The 13970-nt window shown below is 58.3% G+C and carries 14 protein-coding genes; 6 read left to right on the forward strand and 8 right to left on the reverse strand.

Annotated features, from left to right (window positions below):
- Position 1: 1 nt before the first annotated feature.
- On the reverse strand, positions 2-1690 hold the full coding sequence (gene ilvB / locus BJF97_RS28590) for an acetolactate synthase large subunit (protein ID WP_004855639.1): 1689 nt from the start codon (positions 1688-1690) through the stop codon (positions 2-4).
- Positions 1691-1792: 102 nt separating this feature from the next.
- Positions 1793-1888: an ilvB operon leader peptide IvbL gene (ivbL, locus tag BJF97_RS33210; RefSeq protein ID WP_004107123.1), complete on the reverse strand. Its 96-nt coding sequence runs from the start codon at positions 1886-1888 to the stop codon at positions 1793-1795.
- A 581-nt stretch (positions 1889-2469) separates the two neighbouring features.
- Here ivbL and tisB point away from each other — a divergent pair.
- The 4 genes from tisB (at position 2470) to emrD (ending at position 5343) form a co-directional block, all read left to right on the forward strand.
- Complete coding sequence (tisB, locus tag BJF97_RS28595) at positions 2470-2559, forward strand: type I toxin-antitoxin system toxin TisB (RefSeq protein ID WP_004107126.1); 90 nt, start codon at positions 2470-2472, stop codon at positions 2557-2559.
- 71 nt (positions 2560-2630) lie between these two features.
- On the forward strand, positions 2631-3077 hold the full coding sequence (locus BJF97_RS28600) for a GNAT family N-acetyltransferase (protein WP_004855646.1): 447 nt from the start codon (positions 2631-2633) through the stop codon (positions 3075-3077).
- Positions 3078-3147: 70 nt separating this feature from the next.
- Entirely contained in the window at positions 3148-3981 is an 834-nt protein-coding gene (locus BJF97_RS28605) for a DMT family transporter (protein ID WP_014227319.1), read from the forward strand.
- 177 nt (positions 3982-4158) lie between these two features.
- Positions 4159-5343, forward strand: a complete 1185-nt coding sequence (gene emrD / locus BJF97_RS28610) for a multidrug efflux MFS transporter EmrD (protein ID WP_004855651.1) — start codon at positions 4159-4161, stop codon at positions 5341-5343.
- 245 nt (positions 5344-5588) lie between these two features.
- Here the strand turns inward: emrD and dsdC are convergent, their stop codons facing one another.
- Entirely contained in the window at positions 5589-6518 is a 930-nt protein-coding gene (dsdC, locus tag BJF97_RS28615; RefSeq protein WP_014227320.1) for a DNA-binding transcriptional regulator DsdC, read from the reverse strand.
- 223 nt (positions 6519-6741) lie between these two features.
- Between dsdC and dsdX the strand changes: the two genes are divergently transcribed.
- Positions 6742-8079, forward strand: coding sequence for a D-serine transporter DsdX (gene dsdX, locus BJF97_RS28620; protein ID WP_032694294.1), 1338 nt, complete (start codon positions 6742-6744; stop codon positions 8077-8079).
- Positions 8080-8096: 17 nt separating this feature from the next.
- On the forward strand, positions 8097-9425 hold the full coding sequence (dsdA, locus tag BJF97_RS28625; protein WP_032694293.1) for a D-serine ammonia-lyase: 1329 nt from the start codon (positions 8097-8099) through the stop codon (positions 9423-9425).
- Between the two features lie 52 nt (positions 9426-9477).
- Here the strand turns inward: dsdA and BJF97_RS28630 are convergent, their stop codons facing one another.
- The 5 genes from BJF97_RS28630 to BJF97_RS28650 all read right to left on the reverse strand — a co-directional run bounded on the left by BJF97_RS28630 (position 9478) and on the right by BJF97_RS28650 (position 13826).
- Positions 9478-10008: a hypothetical protein gene (locus BJF97_RS28630; RefSeq protein WP_032694292.1), complete on the reverse strand. Its 531-nt coding sequence runs from the start codon at positions 10006-10008 to the stop codon at positions 9478-9480.
- A complete protein-coding gene (locus BJF97_RS28635) occupies positions 10005-10367 on the reverse strand; it encodes a DUF202 domain-containing protein (protein ID WP_014227322.1) in 363 nt (120 codons plus the stop codon). Before BJF97_RS28635 ends, BJF97_RS28630 begins: the two co-directional genes overlap by 4 nt.
- Positions 10357-10704 (reverse strand): YidH family protein, encoded by a 348-nt coding sequence (locus BJF97_RS28640; RefSeq protein ID WP_004855665.1) that lies wholly within the window; start codon positions 10702-10704, stop codon positions 10357-10359. The genes BJF97_RS28635 and BJF97_RS28640 overlap by 11 nt, the downstream gene beginning before the upstream one ends.
- 180 nt (positions 10705-10884) lie before the next feature.
- Entirely contained in the window at positions 10885-12207 is a 1323-nt protein-coding gene (locus BJF97_RS28645; RefSeq protein WP_004855669.1) for a 6-phospho-alpha-glucosidase, read from the reverse strand.
- Positions 12204-13826: an alpha-glucoside-specific PTS transporter subunit IIBC gene (locus BJF97_RS28650; RefSeq protein WP_009654320.1), complete on the reverse strand. Its 1623-nt coding sequence runs from the start codon at positions 13824-13826 to the stop codon at positions 12204-12206. Before BJF97_RS28650 ends, BJF97_RS28645 begins: the two co-directional genes overlap by 4 nt.
- Positions 13827-13970 lie beyond the last annotated feature (144 nt).

Consider the following 13970-nt stretch of genomic DNA (forward strand, 5'->3'; position numbering starts at 1 on the left):
CTTATTCCCCCACCATTTCAGTATTGGCCGCACCCGGCGGTACCATCGGATACACTTTTTCTTCGGCATCGATACGCACGTGGATCAGTGCCGGACCCGGGCGGTCGATAATCGCCTGCAGCGCCGCCTGCGGATCGGCTTCGTTATTTAAATCACAGGTTTGCAGACCAAAACCGGCGGCGATCTGCATAAAGTTGACCATGCCAGGATAGGTCGCGGCGAACACGCCCTGCTTGTAGAACAGGCTCTGCTGCTGGTGAACCAGCCCCAGCGCTTCGTTATTCATCAGGATAATTTTCACGTCCAGCTGATTTTCCGCCGCGGTAGCCATTTCCTGAATGTTCATCATCAGGCTGCCGTCGCCGGAGAAACAGATGACCTTGCGCTGCGGGTTAGCCAGCGCCGCGCCTACTGCGGCAGGCAGGCCAAAGCCCATGGTGCCGAGGCCGCCGGAGGTCAGCCACTGGCGCGGGCGGTTGAGCGGATACGCCTGCGCGACCCACATCTGGTGCTGGCCGACGTCGGTGGTCACGATTGCCTCATCGTCAACGCAGGCGGCAACGGCGTTAATCAGGCCATAGTGGGTAAGCGGGTCTTGCTCCTGCGGAATGGTGCAGGGGAACTCCCGCTGCAGATCGGCCACCAGCTGCAGCCATTCGCTGCGCGGCTGCGCCTCGACCTGCGGGATCAGCTGCGCCAGCACTTCGCCAACGTCGCCCTGAATCGCCACGTGCGGCTGTTTGATTTTACCCAGCTCAGAGCGGTCGATATCAACGTGGATAATTTTCGCGTTCGGGCAGAACTGCTCGGTTTTACCAATCGCCCGGTCATCAAAACGCGCGCCTAAAACAACTAATAAATCAGCCTCTTGCAAAATAAAATTGGTGCTGCGCGCGCCGTGCATCCCCAGCATGCCCAGCGACAGCGGATGCGCTTTCGGCAGCATCCCCAGCGCCATCAGGGTCTGGGTGGTTGGCAGGTTGGCTTTTTCCGCCAGCTGGCGAATGGGCTCAGGCGCGTTGATCACCCCACCGCCCAGATAGAGCACCGGACGCTGCGCGGCGTTAATCATCGCCGCCGCTTCACGCACGCTGGCGCTATCGAACGTCGGAGGCGCCGTACGGGCGCCGGGTTCCGGCAGGGCGTCAAGCTCAATGGTCGCGGCCTGAACATCCTTAGGAATATCTATCCACACCGGCCCTGGTCGCCCGGACTGCGCGATGCGAAACGCGTCGCTTATCACCTGCGGCAGCTCAGCAATGTTGCGTACCAGATAGTTATGTTTCGTGATGGGGATAGAGATACCGTAGGTGTCGACTTCCTGGAAAGCGTCGGTGCCGATCATTGAGGCCGGAACCTGGCCGGTAATGCACACCAGCGGAATCGAATCCAGACGGGCGTCAGCGATAGCGGTGATCAGGTTAGTGGCTCCCGGGCCGCTACAGGCCATACACACCGCCGGTTTGCCCTCGGTGCGCGCCATGCCCTGGGCGATAAACCCCGCGCCCTGCTCGTGACGCGCCAGAATATGGCGGATCTGCGTGCTTTGGCTTAACGCATCGTAAATGGGAAGGATGGAGCCGCCCGGAATGCCGCTGACCGTGGTGATCCCCTGACGCTCCAGTAAATGAACGACTAACTGTGCGCCAGTGAAGCGCATTTTTTGTGATGTTGTGCCCGAACTTGCCATGCTCCAGTCCTTTTATTCTGGGCCGACTTACCGGGGGGCATGAAACGAAAAACCCCGCTCGGTTTGCGCCGGCGGGGTTTGGAATTCGTGTTGTTCCGGACCCTACGGCGCGTTGCCGACGACGACCACCACAGACACGACGACCACCGCGGCAGGCGCGGTTAGTAGTAGGGTCGAAGTCAGCGTGGTAGCGTTCATGAGGGACCTGTTGTCTCAAAAAAGGGAATGAATTTATACAAACACAGCTTTTGTCATTTCACAATGGATTTATTTTCAACCAGGAGAAACTGCGCGGAAGATCACATTAATTTGCGGCGGGATAAAAACAAAAAACCCCGCCGCGGCGAGGTTTTCTGTTCGGTGTTTTTACGGTTGGTAGCCGCAAGCACACTGTATTACGTCAACGAAAAAAGTATACGCGATCGGGGAAGAAGGCGCAATTTTCACGATGGTTTTTGCTGATTTAGAGTATGGATCGCGTATACAAATTTGTCCAAAAAATACTGTTCATATATACAGTATTCATTCTATACTGAGGGGGTACGCAGGGGGAATCTGGGGCCGCACTTTTACCGGCGCAAAAAAGTCCTGGCTGAAACGGGTGGTGCCGTCAGCGCCTTAACCCCAGAAGAGCACACTGTGTTACGTCAACAAATACCCCGAATTATTGAGTCCGCCACCGGCAGGTGGCGCCTGAATATGACGGGTATACCCTGGCTGGCAACAGGCGGCGGAAAGGTACGCCAGCCGGTTGTGCTCCTGAACCAGAGGAGACGCGTATGGGCGGAGTGGATATCGTTGTTCTGATCCTGAAACTCATGGTTGCCGTGTTGCAACTACTTGATGCAGTCCTGAAGCAGTTCCGCTGATTCAGGTTCAAGTCGCACCTGAGAGGGGCGGGAAACCGCCCCTCTACAGGCTAACCTGACGGAGAAAAATTATGGCACCGTTGTTGATCGCCGCTATCACCCCGGACGAACCTGGTTTTTCGGCACTCCGCGCCGAAAGCCTGGCGCAAAACCTGAACATGCTGCGTCGCCTGGCGGAGAACTGGCAGAACGGGGAAAACCGTTTTAACGCGCCGGGAGAAAAGCTGCTGGGGGCTTTTGCGCACGGGCAGCTGGTCGGCGTGTGCGGGCTTAACATCGACCCTTTTAGCCAGCAGCCGCGGGCCGGTCGCATCCGCCATTTGTATATCGCCGAGCGCCATCGTCGGCAGGGGATCGGGCATCAGCTGCTGGTCTCGGTTATCACCCACTCCGGCAGCAGCTTTGATTTTCTCAACACCCATGCGCCGTCAACGGCCTGGTCGTTTTATGAAAATCTGGGATTTCGCCCGATATATGATGAACCCCGGGTCACCCATCGTCTGTTCTGTTCGCTCTAGCCGCCGCTGGCTGCTGAAGAGTGCGCATGTTACAGTCCGTTGACGATTTATTCCCCAGCGCCAGGCCGCAATGACCATTACCGTATTCTGTATTTTGCTGTTCGCCGCCCTGCTTCACGCCAGCTGGAACGCTATCGTTAAAGCCAGCGGCGATAAAATGTACGCAGCGGTAGGCGTTAGCGGCTCTGCCTCGCTCATCGCCCTGGTTCTGCTCCCTTTTGCCCCCCAACCCACGCTCGCCAGCGTGCCGTTTCTTGCCGTCTCCTGCGCGCTACAGGTGGTGTATACGGTGCTGGTGGCAAAAACCTATCAGGTCTCGGATATGAGCCAGACCTATCCGCTGATGCGTGGGACCGCCCCGCTACTGGTGGCGATAATCAGCGTCGCCTTTCTTGGCGACACTCTCTCCCCGCTGGCGTGGCTGGGCATCGGCGTCATCTGCCTGGCGATTCTGGCGATGGCCTTTAACGGGCGCGCCAGTTCGAGCCAGGGTATCGTACTGGCGCTGATCAACGCCTGCTTCATTGCGGGCTACACGCTGGTTGACGGAACCGGTGTGCGGCTTTCAGAAACCGCGCTGGGCTATACCCTGTGGACCTTTTTTATGAACGGCTTCTGTCTGCTGGGCTGGGCGATGATTGCCCGACGCCCGCAGGCCAGCCGCTATCTGCGCCAGCACTGGAAGAAAGGCATGGTCGGCGGCGTCGGTACCATGGGCTCCTATGGCCTGGCGCTGTGGGCCATGACCCAGGCGCCGCTGGCGGTGGTAGCCGCCCTGCGCGAAACCTCGATTCTTTTTGGCGCGGTTATCGCGTTTATCCTGTTGAAAGAGAAGGTAGTTCCATTGCGCATCGCCGCCGCCTGCGGCATTGCCGCCGGGGCGATTCTGCTGCGGCTGTCTTAATCCACACATGGCAACATTAGTTGCCGACTTTCGTTTACAAAACCTGCCTGAACATCCCCGACAATCCCCCCTTACAGGGTTGTTCTGTCATTTTTATGTGGTAGATTCCTCCATCGTTTAGCGGGTGTGCCAGTCACATATTCTTCATCTCCAACTTTATACAAAGTATTCATCGACATGAAACGGCATAAGAACTTCAATTTGTTGTTGATGCTGGTGCTGCTAGTGGCCGTAGGCCAGATGGCGCAGACCATTTATATTCCGGCGATTGCCGATATGGCGATATCGCTCAACGTTCGCGAAGGCGCGGTGCAGAGCGTAATGGCCGCTTATCTGCTGACCTACGGCGTCTCGCAGCTTTTCTACGGCCCGCTCTCCGATCGCGTTGGCCGCCGCCCGGTGATACTGGTGGGAATGTCCATTTTTATGCTGGCGACGCTGGTTGCCATTACCACCCATAGCCTGCCGGTGCTGATTGCCGCCAGCGCAATGCAGGGGATGGGTACCGGCGTCGGCGGCGTGATGGCGCGAACCCTGCCGCGCGATCTGTATGAAGGGGCGCAGCTCAGGCACGCCAATAGCCTGCTGAATATGGGGATTCTGGTTAGCCCGCTGCTCGCGCCGCTGATTGGCGGCATTCTCGATACCTTATGGAACTGGCGGGCCTGCTTCGTATTTCTGCTGGTACTTTGCGCCGGCGTCACCTTCAGCATGGCGCGCTGGATGCCGGAAACCCGGCCCACCGGCGCGCCGCGTACCCGGCTCATCACCAACTATAAAACGCTGTTCGGTACCGGCGCGTTCAACTGCTATCTGCTGATGCTGATCGGCGGCCTGGCGGGCATTGCCGTATTCGAAGCCTGTTCCGGCGTGCTGATGGGCGCGGTACTGGGTCTGAGCAGTATGTCGGTCAGCATTCTGTTTATTCTGCCGATCCCGGCGGCGTTCTTTGGCGCCTGGTTTGCCGGCCGCCCGAACAAACGCTTCCCGACGCTGATGTGGCAGTCGGTGATTTGCTGCCTGCTGGCGGGGGTGCTGATGTGGATCCCTGGCCTGCTGGGCGTGATGACCGTCTGGACCCTGCTGGTTCCCGCCGCGCTGTTCTTTTTTGGCGCGGGGATGCTGTTTCCGCTGGCGACCAGCGGCGCGATGGAGCCCTTCCCGTTCCTCGCCGGCACCGCCGGGGCGCTGGTGGGCGGGCTGCAGAATATCGGTTCCGGCGTGCTGGCGTGGCTGTCGGCGATGATGCCGCAAACCGGTCAGGGCAGCCTCGGCCTGCTAATGATGCTGATGGGATTGCTGATTCTGCTGTGCTGGCTGCCGCTGGCGTCGCGCTTTCATCAACACCAGCAGCCGGTTTAAGGCTTCTTTGCGGGTTCCCCGGGTCGCGACGCGGCGCGTCTTACCCGGGCTACAAATGACGGACGCCGATAAACCCGTAGCCCGGCTAAGCGCAGCGCAAGCCGGGAAGCAGTGGCGAATTATCAGCCCCGGCATATTTCCCGGAGGCGGCGCCTGACGCGCCTGTCCGGGCTACCGGCCCGCAGACGGAGGTAAACCCGTAGCCCGGTCAGCGCAGCGCCACCGGGATGAAACTAAGCCGGTCATCATAATTGCGCCTGACTCTGCAGCCAGTGGATAAAGGCGTCAATTTTCGGCCACTGACGGCCCGGCAGGGTCGTCACGTAGTAGTGCTGATGGCACTTCAGGGTCATCTCGCCGAACGGTGCGATCAGCTCGCCGCTCTCCAGGCGCTTTTGCACCAGCCGCTTACGCCCCATCGCCACGCCAACGTGATTCATCGCGGCAATCACCGCTAAATCCGAACGATCGAAGCCAATACCCGACGATTGCGGCAAATCGACGGAAAATGTCTGCGCCCAGCTGAACCACTCATCGGTGCCGGAATCGTTGCTCCACGCCTGACGATCGTGCAGCAGCGTACAGTGGCGAAGATTGCCGGGGTTCTGCTGTAGCTGATGCTGGCGCGCGTAATCCGCCGTGCAGACCGGTACGATGGCCTCATCCATCAGAAAATGGTGGCTCAGCTGCGAGGAAGGCGCATCATCGAAGTAGATTGCCAGATCGATGCCCGCGCGCTGCATATTGACGTTATCGTTGCCGGTCAGCACGGTAAGCGAGATCGACGGATAGCGGCGGGTAAAGTCGCCGAGCGCGGGAACCAGCCAGCACTGGGCGATGGACGGGCGCGAATAGACCGTTAACGTCCCCGACAGCTCCTGGTTTTTAATATCCAGAATTTCCTGGTTCAGGCTATCCAGCGAGGACTTCAGCGCCCAGAACACCCGCTTACCTTCATGCGTCAGCTCTACTTTGCGGTGCGAGCGCACAAACAGCTGGATCCCCAGCTCTTCTTCCAGCTGATTGATACGGTGGCTCACCGCGCTGGGCGTCAGCGACAGCTCCTCCGCCGCCAGCGCAAACGACTCATGCCGGGCGGCGACTTCAAAGGTATACAGCTTCGATAGCTGCCAGCCGTTAAGCAGGCGAGTGCCTAACTCTTTTAGCGTCTCCATCTCTTACTCCTTCACAATTCCCCGCCGAGTGTAAGAAATTTTTCGCGCCAGCTGCGCATTAAAGATGAATAAAAGTGATGCATAGCACACATAACAGACAATTTTAGAGCAAAATCACCTTTTTGATTCAATCTGATTCACCTGAAGGGCCGTTTATATCGTTTGTCAGCGCGTGCCGTTTTTCTGTTCAATACCCATAGATTATTCACAGGCGAGGTGGGGTATGGAATCTCAGATCTGGGTTGTGAGCACGCTGCTGGTCAGCATCGTGTTGATTGTATTAACTATCGTCAAACTGAAGTTTCACCCGTTTCTGGCGCTACTGCTGGCAAGCTTTTTCGTCGGCGCCATGATGGGCATGAGCCCGCTGGATATGGTTAACGCCATTGAGAGCGGGATTGGCGGCACGCTGGGCTTCCTTGCGGCGGTGATTGGGCTGGGGACGATTCTCGGCAAAATGATGGAGGTCTCCGGCGCAGCGGAACGTATCGGCCTGACGCTCCAGCGCTGCCGCTGGCTGTCCGCTGACGTTATTATGGTGCTGGTGGGCCTGATTTGCGGGATCACCCTGTTCGTTGAAGTGGGCGTGGTGCTGCTGATTCCGCTGGCGTTTTCCATTGCCAAAAAGACCAACACGTCGCTGCTGAAGCTGGCCATCCCGCTGTGTACGGCGCTGATGGCGGTGCACTGCGTGGTGCCGCCGCATCCGGCTGCGCTGTTCGTCGCCAACAAGCTGGGCGCGGATATCGGAACGGTGATCGTTTACGGTCTGCTGGTGGGCCTGCAGGCCTCGCTGGTCGGCGGCCCGCTGTTCCTGCGGTTCCTCGGCAACCGCCTGCCGTTTAAAGCGGTGCCGGCTGAGTTTGCCAACCTCGAAGTGCGCAAAGAAGAGACCCTGCCGTCGCTGGGCGCCACGCTGTTTACGGTGCTGCTGCCGATCGGCCTGATGCTGGTAAAAACCATCGCCGAACTGAATATGACCAAAGGCGGCACGCTGTATATGCTGCTGGAGTTTATCGGCAACCCGATCACCGCCATGTTTATCGCCGTCTTTGTGGCCTACTACGTGCTGGGTATCCGCCAGAATATGGGCATGAGCACCCTGCTGACGCATACGGAAAACTGTTTCGGTTCTATCGCCAATATCCTGCTGATTATCGGCGCAGGCGGGGCCTTTAACGCCATTCTGAAAACCAGCGGCCTGGCCGATACGCTGGCGGTGATTCTGTCGAACCTCGATATGCACCCGATTCTGCTGGCCTGGCTGGTGGCGCTGATTCTGCATGCCGCCGTCGGTTCCGCCACCGTCGCCATGATGGGCGCAACCGCCATCGTCGCGCCGATGCTGCCGCTCTATCCCGGCGTGAGCCCGGAAATCATCGCTATCGCCATCGGCTCCGGCGCGATTGGCTGCACTATCGTGACGGATTCCCTGTTCTGGCTGGTTAAGCAGTACTGCGGGGCAAGCCTTAACGAAACGTTCAAATACTATACCACGGCGACCTTTATCGCTTCGCTGCTTGCACTGGCCGGTACATTCCTGCTTTCTTTCATCATCTGAGCGCAAAGAGACGTAATATGAAAAACGCTGACATGACCACTTTACTCGCCCAGTTTCCTCTACTGGAGGAGCTGATAGCCCTGAAAGAAACCACCTGGTTTAACCCGTCAACGACGTCGCTGGCGGAGGGGTTACCCTACGTTGGCCTGACGACAGAAGACGTTCAGGAAGCCCACGCCCGCCTCGATCGTTTTGCGCCCTATCTGGCGGAAGCCTTTCCGGAAACCGCCGCCACTGGCGGTATTATCGAATCCGAGCTGGTGGCCATCCCGGCAATGAAGGCCCGGCTGGAAAAAACCTTTCGTCAGCCCATTGCTGGCGATCTGCTGCTGAAGAAAGACAGCCACCTGCCGATTTCCGGCTCGATTAAGGCCCGCGGCGGCATTTATGAAGTCCTGACCCACGCGGAAAAACTGGCGATCGACGCGGGATTGTTAAACACAGCCGACGACTACCGCAAGCTGCTGACCCCCGAGTTCAGGACGTTCTTCAGCCAGTACAGCATCGCCGTTGGCTCCACCGGTAACCTGGGGATGTCGATTGGCATAATGAGCGCGCGCATCGGCTTCAAGGTGACGGTCCATATGTCCGCCGACGCCAGAGCGTGGAAAAAGGCCAAACTGCGCAGCCACGGCGTGACGGTGGTGGAGTATGCAGAGGATTACGGCGTGGCGGTTGAGCAGGGGCGTAAAGCCGCCGAGTCCGACCCGAACTGCTTCTTTATCGATGATGAGAACTCGCGCACCCTGTTCCTCGGCTACTCCGTGGCCGGCGAGCGGCTAAAAGCGCAGTTTGCCCGCGAAGGGCGCGTGGTGGACGCCAGTCATCCGCTGTTTGTTTATCTGCCGTGCGGCGTTGGCGGCGGCCCCGGCGGGGTGGCGTTTGGCCTGAAGCTGGCGTTTGGCGATAACGTCCACTGCTTCTTCGCCGAACCGACCCACTCCCCTTGCATGCTGCTGGGGGTGTATACCGGCCTGCATGACCAGATTTCGGTTCAGGATCTGGGAATTGATAATCTGACCGCCGCGGACGGTCTGGCGGTAGGCCGCGCTTCCGGTTTCGTTGGCAGGGCAATGGAGCGCCTGCTGGATGGGTTCTACTCTCTCGATGACCAGACAATGTACGACATGCTGGGTTGGTTAGCCGAGGAAGAAGGTATTCGCCTGGAGCCGTCCGCGCTGGCCGGCATGGCCGGTCCACAGCGGGTCTGCGCCAGCCAGGCGTATCAGCAGATGCACGGCTTCACCGCCGGGCAGATGCGCAATGCGACCCACCTTGTGTGGGCAACCGGCGGCGGCATGGTGCCGGAAGAGGAGATGGCGCAGTATCTGGCAAAAGGACGGTAAACCTCCCGTCAGGTCAACGCGATGGCGACGAAGCCTCTTTCGTCGCCATTTTTTAGCGCAGCAGATGCATAAGCTCAACCGGCGAACGATGCTGATTGAGTAGATCGCGCAGAACGCGCATATAGGGGGCGCTCCAGCTATAAAACTGCCGGTAACCCTCGCATAGCGCATTGGAGCCATCCTCCAGACGCAGCTGCGGGCAGCCCCCACCGCATAATCTTAGCCAGGCGCAGCCCGCGCAGGCTGGCCCCGGCGGATTGTTGGCATACAGCACCGACTCGCCGCGCCAGGCGCGCAGCGTGGCCTCAAACAGCGGCACGACGATGCGGTTAGCATCTTCTTTAACCCAAATCGCAAACACCGCGCAGAGGAAATCCCCCCACAGCCGGGCGTCGGAAGGTTGCAGATGGGGAATAAACTTGATGGCCACGGCTCCCTGAGCGCTCAGCTGATGGTAGACACGCTCGGGGCGTTGGCACGCCTGACGATCGATAATGACTTCCTGTACCGGAAAATCGCTCGCCAGCGATTTGCAGTTCCCGCAGTGCCGATCGTCACCGTAATCGGCCTGACATCCTGTCATGTCATATCCTTAATAAACAAAATCACCTGTCGTATATGGGTTACAGCAAACAACAATGACAGGGAAAGTACTGCGAATGCGATCAAAAATTTGTCACGAACCGCCTGCGGCTGAGCAAAATCGCTTTGCTCAACGTTCATCAGATTGCGGCTGCGGGTATAGCGCCAGAGGATGAGGGCGGCGAACGGCAATATGCACAGCGAAATCCAGAATGCGATCCCCGCCTGATGCCAGTGGTGCTTAATCGCCAGCGCCAGCAGCGCGCCATAGCCTAAAAGGGTGCGAAACCAGGCCAGCGACGTACGCTCCGGCTGCAGGCCCGGATCGCTCTCGCGACGCGCCCGGCGATTATCCGGCATAGAGCACCAGCGCCATCACCACCACGATGACGAGGGTCAGCAGAATACTGATCAGCAGCAGCGTGCGGGTATAGGGAAGATCCTGTTTCAGCCGCATCGCCTTTTCGTTGCTCAGCCAGCGTATATAGCCGTAAATCGCCAGACCGCCGGCAAACAGGCACAGCAGCAGCGCCAGAATTTCGCGAATCAGCGGCGTAGCGAAATCCGGCGCCAGCTGGTCCAGGCCGACGCCACCGGCTAAAAAGCCAAGCGAAGTGCGGATCCACGCCAGAAAGGTACGTTCATTCGCCAGCGAGAAGCGGTAATCCGGCGCTTCACCAAGGCGGGATATTTTCATCATGACTCCTTGATGGATTCCCGGTTGCGTAAAATACCGCCGATTCTACCTGACTGCCAAAGCGGAGGGCATTAATAATCGCCCCGTTTCAGAGGAAGCTCAGGCCTGATAACCGTATAAAGTCGGGCTATCAGGCCGATAAATGAATAACCGGCACCCTGTGGCTGCCGGTCAGCAGGATTAATGCAGTTCCGGCCAGTACGCTTTATTGGCCGCAATCAGGTCATCAAGAATCGCTTTCGCAACGGATGCGCTCGGCACGGTTTTCGACAGCGCAATGGCCTGCCACAGCTTGTGATAAGAGCGCTGTTCCCAGGCATCCACCACCAGTTTTTCCACCGCAACCTGCTGGCTCATCATCCCTTTCTGGAAGTGGGGAATGTCGCCTACCGTCAGCGGCTCCGGTCCGTTGTGGCCAACCAGGCACGGAATTTCCACCATCGCATCGGCGTCAAAGTTATGAATCGCCCCGTTGTTTGGCACAATCAGCAGCATGCGTTCCTGAGTATTAAAGGCAATCGCCGCCGCCAGATCGACGATATAGGACGCGTGTTCGTCAATTTCCAGATCGCCTGCGGACGAGTGGCCCGCGGCAATAATGGCCCGGCAGGCGCTAAAGACGTTTTTCTCACGGTGGTCCATCACCTCGTTGGCGCGGGTGCGTTCCGGATTGGAGTGCGCCACGACGTAGTCCGGGAACAGATAATACTTAAGGTAAGTATTCGGCATCGTATCCGGATCCAGCGCCTGCACGTCCTTCGCCTTGGCGAAGGTGTCGTTCCAGCTCGCCTCGGTATGGGGATCGTTTGATGGCGGAACATAGCCGAATTTCGCCACATGTTCGCGCAGTTTCGGCATCAGATCGTTACCCTGCAGATCTTCAATCGAGGTCCACCAGCCGAAGTGGTTCAGCCCATAGTAGCGCACGCGCATCTGCTTGCGGTCCTTGAGGCCGACGATTTGCGCCATCCGCCCTTCGATACCGATCGGCATATCGCAAATGTTGAGAATTCTGGCGTTCGGACGCAGGCGACGGGTCGCTTCCGCCACAATGGCCGCCGGGTTGGAGTAGTTCAGCATCCAGGCGTTCGGCGAATATTTTTCCATATAGTCCACCAGCTCCAGGACGCCGCCGATGGAGCGCATACCGTAGGCGATACCGCCAGGGCCGCAGGTTTCCTGCCCCAGCACGCCGTGGCGCAGCGGAATTTTTTCATCTTTTTCACGCATCGGATATTTGCCCACGCGGATATGCGCCATCACGAAATCAACGTCGGTAAAAGCCGCCTGCGGGTCGGTGGTATAGCTGAATTCAATCTCCGGCGCCTGCTCTTTGAGGATCACTTTGCACGCCTCGGCGATGGTCTCCTGACGCGCGCCGTCGTTGTCGTAAAATTTCAGCGACCGCAGCGGGAAGCGATCCTGGTTCGCTAACAGCATCAGCACGATGCCCGGGGTGAAGGTACTGCCGCCGCCTGCGATAACAACTGAGAATTTTTTCATGATACTGCCTCCGTCATGGTGGTTTGTTCGGTCTGTAGAGAATCTTTGATGAGGGTTTCCAGCTGGTCACGGACCTGAGGGACGTGCAGGCCGACGATGACCTGAATTCCGTTGCCGCGGCGGACTACGCCGTGGGCGCCCAGCGCTTTAAAGACGTCGTCGCTTTGCGTCTTCGCCATATCGACCAGCGCGATGCGCAGTCGGGTGGCGCAGTTATTAATGCTTTCGATATTGCCCGCTCCGCCCAGCGCCTGCAGGAAGCCGGCGGCCTGGCCCAGTTTGGTGTCCGCGGCCCCCGCGGCGCTGGTTTTGCCGCGCGCGGCCTGATAATCCGCTTTGCTATAGAGCTTAATTTCACTCTCTTCGCGGCCCGGCGTTTTCAGGTTCAGGCGCAGAATCAACGTGCGGAAGATGACGAAGTAGAGTGCGGTGAAGCACACGCCAACGCCTATCTGGATAAACATCATTGAGGCATGGTTGTGGAACATGGGGATCCAGTTTTGCGGCAGGAACTGGTCGAGCAGGCCGCCGCCAAAGTTGCCTACCACGCCGCAGATATACATCACCGTCGCCATAGTGGCCGCCAGCACCGCATGGACGGCAAACAGCAGCGGCGAGATAAACAGGAAGGTGAACTCTAACGGCTCGGTTATTCCCACCAGTACGGCGGTCAAGGTGGCGGGAATCAGCAGACCGGCGACTTTCACGCGATTTTCCGGCGCGGCGGTGTAGTAGAGCGCCAGCGCGATACCCACGGAACCAAAGACCTTCGAGTTACCGTGCAGCGCGAATCCGCCTTCCGGGAAGAGGGTTTTCAGCGCCTCGGTACTCTGGCTGAACTCATGTAAATGCTGCGCCCAGTAAACCTGAATACCGCTTTCCACTACCGCCGGGCCGAAAATAAACGGTCCGTAGACAAAGTGATGTAAACCGGTCGGGATCAGAATGCGCTCAAGGAAAATATAGACCCAGACCCCCAGCGCCCCGGCCGAGCGTAAGAAGGCCTGCAGCGATTCAATGCCCATCTGCACTTTTGGCCAGCCAAGCAGGGTCAGCCAGGCGCAGGGGATCATCGCCAGGAAGGCGACAATCACCACAAACGAGGAGCCCTGGAAAATCCCCAGAAACACCGGCAGCGGTTTATCGAAGTAGCGGTTATGCAGGGCGGTCACCAGCCCGGAGATAACAATCGCGCCGATAATGCTGGTATCGAGCGTTTTAATCCCGGCCATCATCGTCAGGCCGCTGCCTGGCGTCGGCTCCACGGAAAAATCGACGCCGAAGAAGTGGCCCCAGGTCATTCCCATGGCGTTGATGAAGTAGTTCCAGGTGAGGAAGCTGACCAGTACCGCCAGGCAGGCCCGGCCCTGGGCCTGTTTCGCCAGGCCGATCGGCAGACCGACGGCGAAAATCAGCGGCATATTACGAAAGACGGTCCAGCCGCCCTCTTCAACAATGTGAACGATCTGAGCAAATAAACTATCGGGTGCTGTGAGCGCTTCCCCGACGAACATCGGGTTGCGCAGCATAATGGCGATACCCACCACGATCCCGGCGAAAGGAAAGAGTAAAACCGGGGTAAACATGGCGCCGCCAAAGCGTTGTATTTGACTGAGCATTTGAAAATCCTCATATAACAACTCATAGGGTGAGTGGCCTTATCCATACCCGGCATGCTTCACGTACCGCGGTGAATGATTCAGGGTAATTATTTGTACTGGCCTGAAACGAGAATAGAAATTTGCCCGGTCGACAACATGCGG

Source organism: Klebsiella sp. LTGPAF-6F, assembly GCF_001753185.1.
Taxonomy (GTDB): domain Bacteria; phylum Pseudomonadota; class Gammaproteobacteria; order Enterobacterales; family Enterobacteriaceae; genus Klebsiella; species Klebsiella michiganensis.

What these genes read in the sequence shown, in the direction of transcription:
- dsdA (WP_032694293.1), top strand. Translation starts at nt 8,097, where the DNA reads ATGAAAAACGCTGACATGACCACTTTACTCGCCCAGTTTCCTCTACTG.
- emrD (WP_004855651.1), top strand. Translation starts at nt 4,159, where the DNA reads ATGAAACGGCATAAGAACTTCAATTTGTTGTTGATGCTGGTGCTGCTA.
- BJF97_RS28605 (WP_014227319.1), top strand. Translation starts at nt 3,148, where the DNA reads ATGACCATTACCGTATTCTGTATTTTGCTGTTCGCCGCCCTGCTTCAC.
- BJF97_RS28650 (WP_009654320.1), bottom strand. Translation starts at nt 13,826, where the DNA reads ATGCTCAGTCAAATACAACGCTTTGGCGGCGCCATGTTTACCCCGGTT.
- tisB (WP_004107126.1), top strand. Translation starts at nt 2,470, where the DNA reads ATGGGCGGAGTGGATATCGTTGTTCTGATCCTGAAACTCATGGTTGCC.
- BJF97_RS28630 (WP_032694292.1), bottom strand. Translation starts at nt 10,008, where the DNA reads ATGACAGGATGTCAGGCCGATTACGGTGACGATCGGCACTGCGGGAAC.
- ivbL (WP_004107123.1), bottom strand. Translation starts at nt 1,888, where the DNA reads ATGAACGCTACCACGCTGACTTCGACCCTACTACTAACCGCGCCTGCC.
- dsdC (WP_014227320.1), bottom strand. Translation starts at nt 6,518, where the DNA reads ATGGAGACGCTAAAAGAGTTAGGCACTCGCCTGCTTAACGGCTGGCAG.
- BJF97_RS28645 (WP_004855669.1), bottom strand. Translation starts at nt 12,207, where the DNA reads ATGAAAAAATTCTCAGTTGTTATCGCAGGCGGCGGCAGTACCTTCACC.
- dsdX (WP_032694294.1), top strand. Translation starts at nt 6,742, where the DNA reads ATGGAATCTCAGATCTGGGTTGTGAGCACGCTGCTGGTCAGCATCGTG.
- BJF97_RS28635 (WP_014227322.1), bottom strand. Translation starts at nt 10,367, where the DNA reads ATGCCGGATAATCGCCGGGCGCGTCGCGAGAGCGATCCGGGCCTGCAG.
- BJF97_RS28640 (WP_004855665.1), bottom strand. Translation starts at nt 10,704, where the DNA reads ATGAAAATATCCCGCCTTGGTGAAGCGCCGGATTACCGCTTCTCGCTG.
- BJF97_RS28600 (WP_004855646.1), top strand. Translation starts at nt 2,631, where the DNA reads ATGGCACCGTTGTTGATCGCCGCTATCACCCCGGACGAACCTGGTTTT.
- ilvB (WP_004855639.1), bottom strand. Translation starts at nt 1,690, where the DNA reads ATGGCAAGTTCGGGCACAACATCACAAAAAATGCGCTTCACTGGCGCA.